Source organism: Colwellia sp. SU-HH01172 (assembly GCF_057553355.1).
The window spans coordinates 143188-157472 of sequence record NZ_BAAJMB010000008.1; the positions used below are offsets into that span (position 1 = coordinate 143188).

The 14285-nt window shown below is 39.0% G+C and carries 15 protein-coding genes; 10 read left to right on the forward strand and 5 right to left on the reverse strand.

Annotated features, from left to right (window positions below):
• Nucleotides 1–5 precede the first annotated feature (5 nt).
• The 5 genes from AC27JP_RS18105 to ftnA all read left to right on the forward strand — a co-directional run bounded on the left by AC27JP_RS18105 (nt 6) and on the right by ftnA (nt 5171).
• Nucleotides 6–719, forward strand: a complete 714-nt coding sequence (locus AC27JP_RS18105) for a DNA-3-methyladenine glycosylase I (protein WP_487117334.1) — start codon at nt 6–8, stop codon at nt 717–719.
• Entirely contained in the window at nt 709–1500 is a 792-nt protein-coding gene (locus AC27JP_RS18110; RefSeq protein WP_487117335.1) for a class I SAM-dependent methyltransferase, read from the forward strand. The genes AC27JP_RS18105 and AC27JP_RS18110 overlap by 11 nt, the downstream gene beginning before the upstream one ends.
• A gap of 158 nt (nt 1501–1658) precedes the next feature.
• The gene (locus AC27JP_RS18115) at nt 1659–3593 is read left to right on the forward strand and encodes a methyl-accepting chemotaxis protein (protein ID WP_487117336.1); all 1935 of its coding nucleotides are present in this window, start codon (nt 1659–1661) and stop codon (nt 3591–3593) included.
• A gap of 287 nt (nt 3594–3880) precedes the next feature.
• Nucleotides 3881–4354 carry a redoxin family protein gene (locus AC27JP_RS18120; protein ID WP_487117337.1) on the forward strand — a complete coding sequence of 158 codons (474 nt, stop codon included), beginning with the start codon at nt 3881–3883 and terminating at the stop codon, nt 4352–4354.
• A 283-nt stretch (nt 4355–4637) separates the two neighbouring features.
• A complete protein-coding gene (ftnA, locus tag AC27JP_RS18125) occupies nt 4638–5171 on the forward strand; it encodes a non-heme ferritin (RefSeq protein ID WP_487117338.1) in 534 nt (177 codons plus the stop codon).
• Between the two features lie 155 nt (nt 5172–5326).
• Here ftnA and AC27JP_RS18130 read toward each other — a convergent pair whose 3' ends face one another.
• Both AC27JP_RS18130 and AC27JP_RS18135 read right to left on the reverse strand, forming a co-directional pair.
• Nucleotides 5327–6859, reverse strand: a complete 1533-nt coding sequence (locus tag AC27JP_RS18130; RefSeq protein WP_487117339.1) for a hypothetical protein — start codon at nt 6857–6859, stop codon at nt 5327–5329.
• Between the two features lie 356 nt (nt 6860–7215).
• A complete protein-coding gene (locus AC27JP_RS18135) occupies nt 7216–7764 on the reverse strand; it encodes a cytochrome b (protein WP_487117340.1) in 549 nt (182 codons plus the stop codon).
• Nucleotides 7765–7916: 152 nt separating this feature from the next.
• On the opposite strand from AC27JP_RS18135, the gene AC27JP_RS18140 reads away from it, so the two are divergent.
• A complete protein-coding gene (locus AC27JP_RS18140) occupies nt 7917–9101 on the forward strand; it encodes a BaiN/RdsA family NAD(P)/FAD-dependent oxidoreductase (RefSeq protein WP_487117341.1) in 1185 nt (394 codons plus the stop codon).
• A gap of 65 nt (nt 9102–9166) precedes the next feature.
• Here AC27JP_RS18140 and AC27JP_RS18145 read toward each other — a convergent pair whose 3' ends face one another.
• Together AC27JP_RS18145 and AC27JP_RS18150 are read right to left on the reverse strand one after the other, a co-directional pair.
• Nucleotides 9167–9598, reverse strand: a complete 432-nt coding sequence (locus AC27JP_RS18145; RefSeq protein WP_487117342.1) for a MarR family winged helix-turn-helix transcriptional regulator — start codon at nt 9596–9598, stop codon at nt 9167–9169.
• A gap of 48 nt (nt 9599–9646) precedes the next feature.
• A complete protein-coding gene (locus AC27JP_RS18150; RefSeq protein ID WP_487117343.1) occupies nt 9647–10267 on the reverse strand; it encodes a cytochrome b/b6 domain-containing protein in 621 nt (206 codons plus the stop codon).
• A 93-nt stretch (nt 10268–10360) separates the two neighbouring features.
• Between AC27JP_RS18150 and AC27JP_RS18155 the strand changes: the two genes are divergently transcribed.
• From AC27JP_RS18155 to AC27JP_RS18165, 3 genes are all read left to right on the forward strand, one after another.
• Complete coding sequence (locus AC27JP_RS18155) at nt 10361–10786, forward strand: cytochrome c (RefSeq protein ID WP_487117344.1); 426 nt, start codon at nt 10361–10363, stop codon at nt 10784–10786.
• A gap of 13 nt (nt 10787–10799) precedes the next feature.
• Nucleotides 10800–11249 (forward strand): hypothetical protein, encoded by a 450-nt coding sequence (locus AC27JP_RS18160; RefSeq protein WP_487117345.1) that lies wholly within the window; start codon nt 10800–10802, stop codon nt 11247–11249.
• 252 nt (nt 11250–11501) lie between these two features.
• Nucleotides 11502–11888: a hypothetical protein gene (locus AC27JP_RS18165; protein WP_487117346.1), complete on the forward strand. Its 387-nt coding sequence runs from the start codon at nt 11502–11504 to the stop codon at nt 11886–11888.
• An 80-nt stretch (nt 11889–11968) separates the two neighbouring features.
• On the opposite strand, the gene AC27JP_RS18170 is transcribed toward AC27JP_RS18165, so the two are convergent.
• Nucleotides 11969–12427 carry a MarR family winged helix-turn-helix transcriptional regulator gene (locus tag AC27JP_RS18170; RefSeq protein WP_487117347.1) on the reverse strand — a complete coding sequence of 153 codons (459 nt, stop codon included), beginning with the start codon at nt 12425–12427 and terminating at the stop codon, nt 11969–11971.
• Nucleotides 12428–12740: 313 nt separating this feature from the next.
• On the opposite strand from AC27JP_RS18170, the gene AC27JP_RS18175 reads away from it, so the two are divergent.
• Nucleotides 12741–14282: an efflux transporter outer membrane subunit gene (locus tag AC27JP_RS18175; RefSeq protein WP_487117348.1), complete on the forward strand. Its 1542-nt coding sequence runs from the start codon at nt 12741–12743 to the stop codon at nt 14280–14282.
• The last annotated feature ends 3 nt before the right edge of the window (nt 14283–14285 follow it).

The following is a 14285-nucleotide window of genomic DNA, read 5'->3' on the forward strand; positions in this document are numbered from 1 at the left end:
TTAAAATGGCCGTAGAAAAGGTTGACGATATTTATCAACGCGCCGCTGCTCGCAAAGGCGGTGCAGCGAAACTCAACTTGTTACTGGGTGAAGGCAAGCAAGATCAATTCTTAGCTGAACTTGGCGACGATAGAATATTAGCGGAGTTCACTAAAAAGATATTTCAATCTGGTTTTGTTTGGCGCGTGGTTGAAAATAAATGGCCAAACTTTGAAGAAAGTTTTTTCAATTTCGATATTGAAAAGATTTTGATGATGCCTGAAGAAATGATGGAACGTAAAGCTAGTGATCCTGCCATTATTCGTAACTTCAATAAAGTTAAAACCATTAAAGCTAATGGCCAAATGATCTTTGAAGAACAACAAAACGGCCATAGTTTTGCTGAATTTATCGCGCAATGGCCTAGTGACAACATTATTGGCTTGTGGGCACACTTGAAAAAGCATGGCCAACGCCTTGGCGGCAATACCGGGCCTTATGCGTTAAGAGCATTAGGTAAAGATACCTTTATTTTAAGCCGTGACGTAGAAGCCTATTTTCGTTCCCACGATTTAATCAGTGGCGGTATTCAAACTAAATCTAGCTTACACACTATCCAAAACAGTTTTAATCAATGGCAGCAACAATGTGATTTATCGCTTAGCCAGCTAAGTCGGCTAATCGCTTATTCAACCGGCGATAATTTTGTTCATGTAGAAGACATAACTGATGATAAATAACCTTGCCGTTGTCTATGTTGATTCGGTTGATAGCGAAAAAGCAAAAAAAATCGCCAAGCAATGGCAACTAAATTATCTCGGTGATATTGCCGCCATTAAAAAACATCCTGAATTGCTATTTGCTTTGCAGGTAAATCTGCAGCGTCTAGAGCTAAGTAAATTGGACGAACCAAAGCTTGGTGCGATATGCGTCGACTTTGTCGACGGTGCAACCGCCCATAGACGTAAATTTGGTGGTGGTAGAGGTCAAGACATTGCCAAGGCTGTCGGCCTAAAGCACGGTTTTACACCCAAGGTACTTGACGCAACAGCCGGCTTAGGACGAGATGCCTTTGTTCTCGCGACCTTAGGCTGTAATGTGACTATGATGGAGCGCATGCCCATTGTCGCGGCATTACTTGAAGATGGTCTTGAAAGAGCAAAACTCAGTAGTGACGTTAATGATATTGCCGAGCGCATGAGCTTAATTCACGCGTCATCGATAGAAAATATGACCTTAGCTGAACAGCCTGATGTAATTTATCTTGATCCTATGTATCCGCACCGAGAAAAGTCTGCCGCGGTAAAAAAGGAAATGCGCGTATTTCAAGCGCTGGTTGGTGAAGATCTTGATGCCGACAATCTGCTAACACCGGCCTTAGCCTTAGCCAAATATCGCGTGGTAGTAAAACGCCCAAGCTATGCACCACCTTTAAACAACAAGAAACCTTCAACTAGCATTAACATGAAAAAAAATCGCTTTGATGTTTATGTTAACCAAGCGATCCCCAAAAATAACTAAAAAGCGTTCAAGTTTATACTCAGCCAGAAAACAGTTTTCTTTATCCGCACCAGCAATGAAATTGTCATATTACTGTCATCTAACCGTAACTTAACTGTCACATAAAAACGTGAGAATTCAGCATCTTTAGCACACGTTAGTGACAAGGTAGGATGCCAGTGCGAGTTTCAAGCTTTTCAAGAATTTCAGTGATAGCCATTAGCCTTTTCGCGCTAGTTTTTTTAACGACTATGTATCATGTTGGCAACTCATTAACCGTAAGTCGTGCCCACTTAGCGAGCTATCAAGAGCTAAAATCAGCCACCACAGTGACATTTTACCGTACCATAGCGCAATACTTGCAGTCGGGTGATGCTGGGCTGCTAACCCCAGCACAACAACAATTAAGCGATATTAATCAATACGCTAAACAAATAAACTTGCAAGCATTAACGGAAAGTATCGAACAAAAAACAGCAAGCTTGCAACATGATATCAACACCAAATACCGTGCCTTAGGCAAGTTAAGTGGTGACCCATTAGCGCTTATTCGCAACGCTGAGCAAAGCATGTTGTCACTCAACTACGCAATCGCACAATACGCTCAACAAAGCCAAGAAATATCAGCAGAACAGAAACTGACTTATTTGGCGTTAAATCATAATATTTCCAGCAGTTTAAATGAACTCATTAACGCCAGAGAAAAATATTTTCTAAATAATATCAATGATCAAAGTCGCCTTAATGCAATATCAAAAGAATTAAATGCATTAACAAAAAATCTACATAATATGCCAAATTTAGCGATTTTTGCCGAGGTGGATGAAGATGATTTCTTTGCCGATGAAGATGACAGCGAAGACCTTGTCGAAGAAGCCATTAATGAAATAAATACACTGTCTTCCCGTTATATTAACGAGTTTGATAACACACTAAAGCTAACGCGTAGTAATAAAGCCGGAATTAAACAATTAGTTAGTGATGTTGCCGAACTTGAAGAAATAATTTTGGCGGGTGAAACGCGCGTTATTCAAGAACAAGAAACATTAAACCAGCAGCTTATTTTTGTTGTTATCGGTTTAACGGCTTTTTTAATCATCTTTCTAATTGCCAACTATTGGTTACAACGCTCTGTTATTTTAAACCCGCTGCGTAAATTAAGAGACAGCTTTGTCGCGTTAGTTGAACAAGGAAAAGTTGACAACATTGAAGGCATTTCAATAAAAACAGAACTGGGGGAAATCTCATCCAGCTTCAATCAAATGGTCAATAAACTCGCCAATGATGACCGCCAAAAAGCACATCAACTCGACCTTGTTGCCAAAGCTCTAAAAGCCATGGACAGCCAAGTCAATAATATTTATCAGTCATCGGCGAGCACTAGTGAACACGTACAAGGAGCCCGCGCAATAATGGCTGCTCTAGGGCAAGCAACAGAGACTGTTAATGACTTATCAAGCCAAGTTGTTGGTAATGCACAAGCAACTCAACAAGCCATGGAAGCCAGTCAAGATCGCGTCGGCCAAGTACTAAAAGCCAGTGAATCAACCAATATCGCTGCGCAACAAAGTAAAACAGCAATCACCTCGCTTTCACAGTCTGTCAATAGTGTCACTTCAATCGTTGATGTTATTGCCGCGATTGCCGATCAAACCAACTTGCTGGCACTGAATGCGGCCATAGAAGCAGCAAGAGCTGGCGAACATGGCAGAGGCTTTTCTGTGGTCGCCGATGAGGTCAGGCAATTAGCTGGAAAAACACAAGAGTCGTTACAGCAAATATCAGCAAAACTAGAACAATTGCAGAAAGCAACAAATTCCATTCAAGCCACCATTATTGATATTGAAGCCGCGTCGGCAAATCAACAGTCTATCGCCGATGAATTACAAAAAACCGCCATTGAAGTCACCGGGCAAGCAAAAGTTTCCGCAGACGTCGCTCGTAATACCCTAGCGCAAATTACCTTACAGCGAGAGCATTTCATCACCTTTGAAACAGCGATGAGTAATGTTGATCAAGAAGTGAATCAATCACAAAAATTAGCAGAGAATATTGCCCAAGATGTTAACAATCATGTCTCTGGCATTTCTCAGACATTAAAACAAGCAAGTTAATAGCAAAGATTAAAACTCTAATCACACTAAAAATCATCCATATTCACGTGCGTAGAGCCCAGCATTATTCTAGAATAAAAAGAAGCGTTATTAAGCTGGTGTCTGCATGGCAAAATCTTTATGTAAATGGAAAAAAAAAGAAATTGATAAGGGTTTGCATGAACTTGCCCATATTGTCGATAAACCTAGATTCATCTGTAAAGACTGCGCACGCGCGGCGCACGACAAAAATTATCTTTGCAAACCCGTTAAACTTCCTCTCTCTAACTAAATAAAACAGGACCGATATGATCCAAGTAAATAGCACTATGCCTGAAGGGCAGCTACAAGAATTAAAAAACGGCGAAATGATCACTCACAATACCCGCGAGCTTTTTGCCAATAAAAAAGTCGTAATGTTTGCCGTACCCGGAGCGTTCACACCTACTTGTTCCGCCGCTCACTTGCCTGGCTATGTGGTTTCTGCTGACGAATTAAAAGCCAAGGGTATTGATGCCATTATTTGTCTTTCAGTAAACGACGCCTTTGTTATGGCGGCATGGGGAGAGGCACAAAATGCCGAAAACTTAATGATGCTAGCAGATGGCGACGGTAGCTACACTCAAGCATTAGGGCTAGCAATGGAAACTGCGGCTTTTGGTGGCTTACGCTCACAACGTTATTCTATGATCATTGACAATGGTGTCGTCACAAATTTAAATATTGAACAGCCAAAAGAGTTTGAAATCAGTAATGCTGAAACTATTTTAAACCAGTTATAAAACTCATCAAATAAAATCGTCTTACGCGCTTAAACTTAGACTGATAGTTTTTGTTACCAAAACTGACGATAGATAAGCAACAAGGAGCAGAAGCTCCTTTTTGTTCTGATATCATTCGATAAGTCAGTTGAAACCGTTAGAATAATATAAACAATAACAATTCGCGTTTGCCTACAGGCCTTGTTTTATAAGGGTTTTTGCAACATTTAACTTGAATAATACTGCATAATCACGCACACTGGCAGCATAATTTATGTGATAAAACGCACAACGAGGTAGCACAATGTTAAAACCTGAAATGGTTAAGCAATTAAATAAACAAATTAACTTAGAGTTTTATTCTTCTAACTTGTACTTACAAATGAGCGCATGGTGTGAAGAAAAAGGTTTTGAAGGTGCTGCAATGTTTATGCGTAAGCATGCCGCAGAAGAAATGGACCATATGACGCGTTTGTTCACATACGTTAGCGAAACTGGCGCTTTGCCAATTTTAGGTAGCATCGATGCGCCACCACATGAGTTTGAATCGTTAGCCGACGTATTTGAGAAAACCTATCAGCACGAGTGTGAAATTACTGAACATATTAACAGTTTGGCACACCAAGCTTTTACTAATCAGGACTACTCTACTTTTAACTTTTTACAATGGTATGTTGCAGAGCAGCATGAAGAAGAAACCTTGTTTAAAAGTGTCTTGGATAAAATCAACTTGGTGGGTCATGATGGTCATGCATTATTCTTTGTTGACAAAGATTTAGCAGAAATGGCAAAAACCGGTAACGCTGGCAGCATTATGACGGACTTACCGGCGCAATAATACGAGTTTAATTTTAACGTCGACGCGCTCTTATAGCATGTGATCGCGTCATACCGTTTATTTTGAACATAAAAAAGGCTTGCAGGGGATCAGATGCAAGCCTTTTTTAGTGCTGAAATATTAGTAATCTTTCATTACCAAAGGGTCATTAACCTTTATTCTGCTTCCGTTTGCTTAATGATTTCGACTCTAAAGCCGGTTGGTTCATTAATATCATCTTCAACGATAAAAAATAGTTCGTCTGACTCTTCATCTAAAATCAATTCAAAACTATCTAAAATAATTTCGCTACTATCAACTTCTGCTACCGCATACACTTGATAGGTATTGTTTTGCAAGTTAATTGATTCCGGCTGAGTGTACACAGCATTGCGGCTGTATAACGCTGTTTCTATCGTTTCATCGCTACGAACGAAGTAAAAAGTAACAAAGTTAAAGTCAATATCATCGTCATCATCATCAACTAAGTTAATCATGGTAATTTGATGATCGTAAATACTTTCGCGGGTACTGTTATCAACAACCAGTGAATGTATTTCAACTTCAATTTCATCAACGATTCCGTCACCATCTTCATCAACGTCACCGTCGCCATCGTGGTCAACATCTTCTTCATTTAGGTAGAAAAATACAGTTTTGTTGGTGTTTTCTGCTAAACCTAATAAATGATTGCTTAGTAGTGATTCATTGGTGCCTGGGATCAATAAATCTAAGCTATAATCCCCTTTTTCTAGGACTAATGTTTCGCTATATTCGCCTCGCTCAAGAGCCGTTACTTCTGCTTCTTCATCTACACCGTTAACATAAATGTCAAAAGTACCTGAATAGTTAGGAATTAGCTCATGTTCTTTTATCGCATTGTACGCACGAAATCTAGCTTCAGATTGAGTATCTAAGTACTCAGTAATTGATGAGTTAGACATTCTGTCTATTGCATAAGGAGACGTACCAGAGCCAGTATTTTCCCGTACAATCATCACATATTGTGATGGGTACGCATAATCAATGTCATCTGAAGTGAATAGCACTTCTTCACTACCAGCCTCGGTGATATAGAAAACATACTCATCTTGGTCAAATTTCTGGTTATCTGATAACTGCGTATAAGTGTATGTGCCAACTAAATTTGCTTCATTGAATGTTTCATCTGCTTCAGACATATAAACATCAACACCAGCTGAATCAGGATGTAAATTCAAAAAACGTAGATTGAACAAATCATCGTCTTCATCATCATCATCATCGATCATTTCAATACTATAGGTTTCCACTTGTGCTGATGTAACATCACCCGTTAAAACTAATAACTGTATCGTCTCATCTTCAACAACAACTTGGCCTTCGGCGACGAGTTCTAAATCATCTCGGTCGGCGCTATCTTCATCCTGCCAGCCCATTTCATAGTAATAAGTATCATCATCGATTTCAAAATTGCTCAGTGCTTTCGTGTACTCAATACCGCTAAAAGTCACTTCAAAATTATCATCATCATCATCGTCGTCAGATTCTAAATCTTCATCAAGAGTAAGGATAATTTCTGGGGCATTTTTCGAACTATTATAAAACTTTACATAACCGGGATCAGAGCTGTCATCACTGCCGCCACAACCTACAAATGCAATTGCTGATGCGAGCACAAGCAGCTTTGCAGATGAAGAGGTTGAAAATATACTAGGTTTAAAACTCATATTTTTTTCCAATAAAATTAAGTGCCATGACTGCTCAGAGGTAACTGGCAGTTAATCAACGCCCTCAACAAATAACTATGATGGGCATTGTGTAGAGCAACATTTTAGGAATTAGTTCTCGAATTTATACCATCTTTGCACTTCTTTACTTAACCATACTTATCTTTACAAAGCAGACAATTAAAGGCTTAGAGAAAACTCATCAAAAAATATATCGATAGAAACGCTGATATCGCGAGTAAGTTGACAAACGTCAAAAAAATGAATTGAGTTACATTATGAAAAATCTAAACAAATAAAAAATGGCAAGAAGACACCTTCTTGCCATTTTCAACGCCGCAGCTTTTAAGTTGTGATTATTTGAACGAAAACATACGGGTAATGGTGGCATCTTTATCAATTAAGTGATGCTTCAAGGCGCCAATAATATGTAAAACAATTGCGGCAATAACAAAATAAACAATCAAACCATGAATATCATGACCTAAACCACCTATGAAACCATTAACGGGGATAGCTTCACCCGCTGCATCTACTGTTTCGGCTACGATTTCTAAGCCGAAAATAGCTAAACCATGTCCGCCACCAATTGACATCATTAAACCTGATAATGGATACAGCACAGTAGAAATAATCAAAATCCAGTGAATAGCCTTAGCAATAGCATGCTGAATTTTACTCATGACACCAACGGCACTTGGCCAGCCCTTTTTAACTCGCCATAAAACACGAGCTAACGCTAAAACAAACAGTATTGCGCCAAAAGATTTATGTAAATCGTAAAGAGCAAATATTTCAAATTCACTCATTACAATGCCGACCGCCAGCAAAACTATCATGCCTAACGCAATGATAATGTGTAATAACTTTGTTGTACCCGATAATGTTGATTGTGTTTGGTTCACGATAAATTCCCTCCAGAATTCTAACTTGGTAAGATTATAACAAGATAAAGGTTAAGTTCAGGTTAAAAAAATTGCCACTTTAACCTGACTCGCACTCATCATGCTTCTCACGTATAATGCCGCCTTTTTACAGCATAAATTAGGTTGTTTCGTTGATATTTTCTGATGTCGTTATTATTGGTGCCGGTGCAGCAGGCTTAATGGCCGCAGCAACAGCTGGTTATCGTGGCCGTAGTGTAACCGTTGTTGACATGGGCAAAAAACCTGGTCGAAAAATTTTGATCTCTGGTGGTGGCCGCTGTAACTTTACGAACGAAAATGCTAGTCCTGAAAACTACTTATGCCAAAACCCTCATTTTACTAAATCAGCGTTAAGTCGTTATAGTGCGCAAGACTTTATCGAACTTGTCGACCGCCATGGTCTTAATTATCACCATAAAACCTTAGGGCAATTATTTTGTGATAACAGCGCGCAAGACATTGTTGATATTTTGATGACTGAATGTGAATGGGCGGGTGTTAATGTTGCGCTTCGCAGTGAGGTTCTATCGGTAACAAAAAATGATACCGGTTATCTTTTAAAAACCAGTGGTGAAGATTATCAATGTGAATCATTGGTGGTTGCATCTGGCGGTTTAACTATGCCGAAACTCGGTGCAACACCGATAGGTTATAAAATTGCTGAACAATTTGGCTTAAATGTTCTCCCTACCACAGCAGCACTTGTGCCTTTTACTTTGCATGATCACGACAAACAAAAATTTGAGGGTTTATCTGGCATTAGTATCTTCACTGAAATTTCCAGTGAAGACGGCACGACTTTTAAAGAGAATATATTGTTTACCCATCGCGGTTTGTCTGGCCCGGCAATATTACAAATATCTTCATTTTGGCGGGCAGGCCAAGCAGTAACCATTGATTTATTACCAGAATCATCAATTACAGATCTCATCGCAAAATGGCGAGATACCAGCCCACAAAAATCACTAAAAAATATGCTAACGACCGTGTTACCAAAACGTTTTGTTGAAGCGCTTGTTAAACAAAAAGACATTTCAGATAAAGCCATAAACCAGATCAGCAATGACGAAATCACGTACCTTGAACAATACCTGCACCATTGGCAAATTAAACCGAATGGCACAGAAGGTTACCGCACTGCCGAGGTTACCTTAGGTGGTGTAAATACCGATGAAATCTCATCAAAAACTTTTGAAGCGAAAAAAGCTAAAGGCTTATTCTTTATTGGTGAAGTAATTGACGTAACCGGCTGGTTAGGAGGCTATAATTTCCAGTTTGCCTGGAGTAGCGGTGTAGCATGTGGGCAAGTTGCATAGCACACTCGTTAAACAAGCATAAACCATAAAACCCAATATTAAACTAGGTAACAAAAAGATAGTACCTACAGCGCTATTGTTTGCAATTGGGCATCTTGAGCTTTAATCATTCTTAAAACCAGTAATTCTAGTTGCTCTTGCTCTTTGTTAGTAAAACCACTAAAAAACTGCTCATTTACTAAAGCCGCTTTTGCAACCGCTTCTTTGGTAAGTGCTCGCCCTTTCTTAGTTAAATAAACTAAGTGCGCTCTTCTACTTGTTGGGTGAGGGCAGCGCTCTACAAGCTTCATCTTTTCTAACGTATCTAATAAACGAGTCGTAGTGTAGTGTGCGGTATTACTACGCGCTGTCAATTCAGATTGGGTTAAGCCATCTTCATTCCACAATACAAGTAGTGTCGGCCATTGGTTAATACTTAAACCTATTTGCCTTAGCTCCTTGTCTAAACTCGTACTCATGCTTTCTGCCAATACGGCTATTTTCCAGCCAAAGCTCATATGAATAAACACCCATTAAACACATCAAGTAACAACAAAGTAATATCCTTAGTTCAGTAGGTTAATAGTTAGGATCATAAACAATATGGTCATCATCAATAACATAGCGGCTCTGCGTTTGCTGGCGAGTTCTGGACGAGCTGAAGATATATTATTTGTAGAACCCGTTATCATTGCCATAAGCAAAGGCTTGCCTTTGAGTTTATAAACCAATATCGCTAACACATGAAAGCAACTGCATATTATTAAGGCCCAGGCATTAATTTCATGTATGCTTTTTAACATCTTAAGCGTTTGCCTTTCAAACAAACTTTTACCATCGATAAACTGCGAAATAACAACCCCGGATATGATCTGAAATAATAGTAATATCAGCATACTTAACACCATTAATGCGCCTAGAGGATTATGGCCAACACTCTGTTTAGCGTTACCTCGCACATACGCCAATATTTTACTAGCGCTAGGTGTAAAGTTTACAAAGCGCGAGGTGTCACTTCCGATTACTCCCCAACCAAGGCGCCAAAAAACTAATACAGTCAAAACAGCCCCAAACTTTTCATGTAATTGTTCTGAGCCAAATAACTCGAAGCCACTCAAGGCCAACACCAAAAAAATAAGTGCTTGAAGCCAATGATAAATTCTTGTTGGTAAGTCCCAAATTTTCAAAATATATACCTCAAAAATATAGTTGCATTTGCAAATGTATCATATGCAAGTTATAGTGTCATCATATTTAATTTGATCGATAAGGGAGAAGATATGAAGAATTTGTTGTCTATTGGCTTAATTACATTGCTTTTTAATTGTCCAAGTTATGCTGAACAATTAGTCGTCGACGAGCGTCAGCAACTTTATAAAAAAATAGAAGATGATTCTGAGTTATTAGAAGATTTTGTTGACGATGCGGACTGGGTAAAATCCGCAGAGCTTGCTAATCGCCTAGCAAAAGATGTTTTAAAACTTAAACAATTATTTCCTGAGCATTCAAAAGGAGATGGGCGAAGTAAAACAAAAATTTGGGCAAATTGGCCTGATTTTGAAAACAAATTGGATAACTGGTCTTTGCTATATCTGCAAGTCGAAAACGCCAGTAAAGTTCGCGACATTAATAAATTAGAGCATGCTGTAGATACGGCAAATTCAACTTGTCGTTCATGTCACATGAAATATCGTTCACTTTGGTAACCGGAGAAAGACTATGAGAAACACACTAATCAAGATACACGCAGCATCTGCAACCACCGCGCTTATACTTATATCAATATTTTTCATTAGTAGCATAGTGTCAGAATTAATCGGGGACCAAGCACTAATTATTACAGTTAAGACCTATATTTTTTACGCTATATGGTTCGTTATTCCTGCCATGGCTATTGCCGGCGGCACAGGCCATAAACTAGCGCCTAAGGCGAAATCAGGTGTGATAGGCAAGAAGAAGAGCCGGATGCCATTCATCGCGGCAAATGGAATTTTAGTACTGACCCCTGCCGCTATTTATTTAAAAATGCTAGCAGAGTCGGGAAGTTTTGGTACTACATTTTACATAGTACAAGGAATTGAGTTATTCGCAGGTTTTACCAATATAAGTTTGATGTCTTTAAACTTAAGAGATGGGCTTAGTATCTCTAAAAATAAAAAACGTAACTAAAAACCATATTTTTCATAACAATCAAAAAAACATCACCGGGCGAATATCAAAGCTATAGTCTGTCTAATTAAAGGGCAGCTATAGCATTAAACCTGACATTCGTCCGCCATCATTCCTAGTGTAATAATCACTTGTCTAAAACAATCAAAATACAATGTCCATATTGGCATTCACTTTACCTTTCTACATTCAAAACCTACACTTAATGAAAATACTCCTTACTATCAATATTTTCATTAAGGTCAACCACCTATGTTTAGTGCTCATGGCGATTACTCTATAACAGTTGAAAACAATGTAATCACCCTAGACCTTAAAGGTTCATTTAATTTGGAGGGTGTACAACAAAGTTGCATTGACACACTAAAAGTAGTCGAAAATGAAAATTCAAAATACTGGAAACTCTTATTGATATTAGGTGAAGAAACATTACTCGTATGGGAGGCTCTTGAGGATGTTAGAAATTTTCTTAAATTGTGCGATGAAAAAGGTTGCCTATCTTATGCTTATCTTATCGCAATTCACACCCATGAAGAAATAGTTGATAAAATCTTCCAGCCCCTAAATCTAAGCTATAAATATTTCTATAATAAAACAGACGCATTGGCATGGTTAAAACTAGACTCGCGAATCAAATAACTTCTATTATTGCGCTATGTACTTGTAAAAACCAAGTTTAATCAAGCTTATTGTTTTACTGACAACTAGTTATTGCTAATTTAACCAATACCTACATTTCTATTTGCTAAAATTTTCAGTAATAACTTTTTTATTTGGGCTTGTTCATCAGACGAAAGTGCCGACATGAACTCAGCGTTACAGTCAATTGCTTGTGCAGTAGCAGTTTCTTCAAGGGCTTTGCCTTCTTCGGTAAGGTAAACCAAATGCGCCCTTCTACTGCTCGGATGAGGATGCCTTTTAACCAATGCTAACGATTCAAGAGAATCTAATACCCGAGTAGTTGTATAATGTGCTGTGCTGCATCGGGTCGCGAGTTCTTTTTGCGTTAAACCATCCTCTTCCCAAAGGGCAAACAGTGTTGGCCACAAACCCAAATTCAAGCCGATTTCTTTTAGTCGCTTATCGAGGCTATCAGCCAAATCCGCTCCCAATACAGCTACTAACCAGCCAAAACTACTGATCCTAGGTAATTTAGCGCCATCGCGTTCTTCTGCCAATTGATGATCCCCACAACATAAAAATCTGGCTGTAATTTTACGCTAAAAAGTATAGCCACGGTACTAATTTATATACACAGCTTCTATATGCTTTTATCTAGCTTCAGCAATTGTTAATAAAAGCGACTAACACTTATTGATTACTTGCCTTCACAATTATATCATTGGCAACCATTGCATTTGCAACTATACTTGAAAAATGCAACATTATTTATTGCACAATGACGTTAACTAGTGATTTCCGGCGGAATAATGACACGCTTTCCTATCAGAGCACTTGTCAGTTAATCACTGATTAATGAGAGAACAAACAATGAAAATTTATATCGCTCCACAGGTTAAACAACTGCAAAAAAAACTAGGCTCCTTGGTAGCTGTATCAGTATTAGCTGGGTGTACGACAATTGGTTCAAATTTTATCCAGCCAAAAGTTGATGTTCCAAAAAAGTGGTCATTCAATAACAACGAGGAAGCATCAAAAGCCTCAGGGAAAGCTTGGTGGTTAAACTTTAACGACTCAACGCTAACTGCTTTGATTTCTCACGCTGAACAGGAAAACCTTAGTTTAAGACAGTCAGCATTAAGAATTGTCGAAGCAAGGGCTATTTTAGGGCTAACTAATGCTAACAATCTTCCTAATATAAACCTCAATGGCAACGCTTCAACAACCAGCCAAAGTGAGCATTCCTCACCGTCACCATTAGATAATAACGAAATGTATTCGCTAGGATTTGATAGCAGCTGGGAAATAGATGTTTGGGGGCGATTGTTGCGCCAACGAGAGTCTGCTAATGCGAGTCATCTATCTTTGATGGCAGACTATGGCGATATGTTGATTTCGGTAACGGCAGAAGTAGCAAGTAATTACATTGGGATACGAACACTACAACAACGTATTTCACTATTAAAAAACAATATTGAATTGCAAGAACGTTCACTGGAAATCGCACAAGTTTGGTATAAAAATGGCGGACGAACCGAATTAGATCTACAACAAGCCCGTGCCTTAGTATTTGAAACGCGTTCACAACTCCCCTCCTTAGAACAACAATTATACCAAATGGAAACAGCACTCGCTGTTTTACTCGGTACCCACAGAATGGCGATATTGGCAAAGTTAAATGGCTCTTTGAGCATCCCACAATTTGATGATCAAAATGCGGTGAACATTTCTGTAGATCTGCTCAGACGTAGACCTGATATTCGCTCTGCTGAATATTTGGCAAAATTGCAAAATGCCGAGCTTGGCGTTAAAGAGGCAGACTATTACCCAACATTTTCACTTTCTGGAAGCTTAGGGTATTCATTAACAACGGGCATTCCAACACTTGCTGGCGGTTCTTCAGGTAGTTCAACCAGTGACTTATTGAGTAGTGACGCACTCCAATATACTGCCGGATTAGGGTTTTCATGGAATATATTTAACTTTGAACGCGTTGCTAACAATGTGCGAGCCGCAGACGCTCGACTACAACAGGCGATAGAAGCTTATAAGTACACGGTAATTAGCGCAGTAAAAGAAGCAGAAGACGCGCTAGTTTCACTAGATAAATCGACACAGATAGAGAGTCATCTATCTCAAAGTGCACAAGCCTATGATCGCGCAACCTCGTTGGCATTAGAGCAATACAAAGATGGCGCTACAGATTACCAGTCAGTACTAGACTCTTTACGCCAACTGGTGAATGTCAGACAAAACCAAGCTCAAGCCAAAGGGCAAATAGCGTTAGATGTTGTATCTTTATACAAAGCAATGGGTGGTGGATGGGAGTTAAGTGACCCGATTTCATTAAACAAAGCGACCATTTCTCAAATGACACAAAGAACAGATTGGGATAATAACCTAGAGAACTAATCT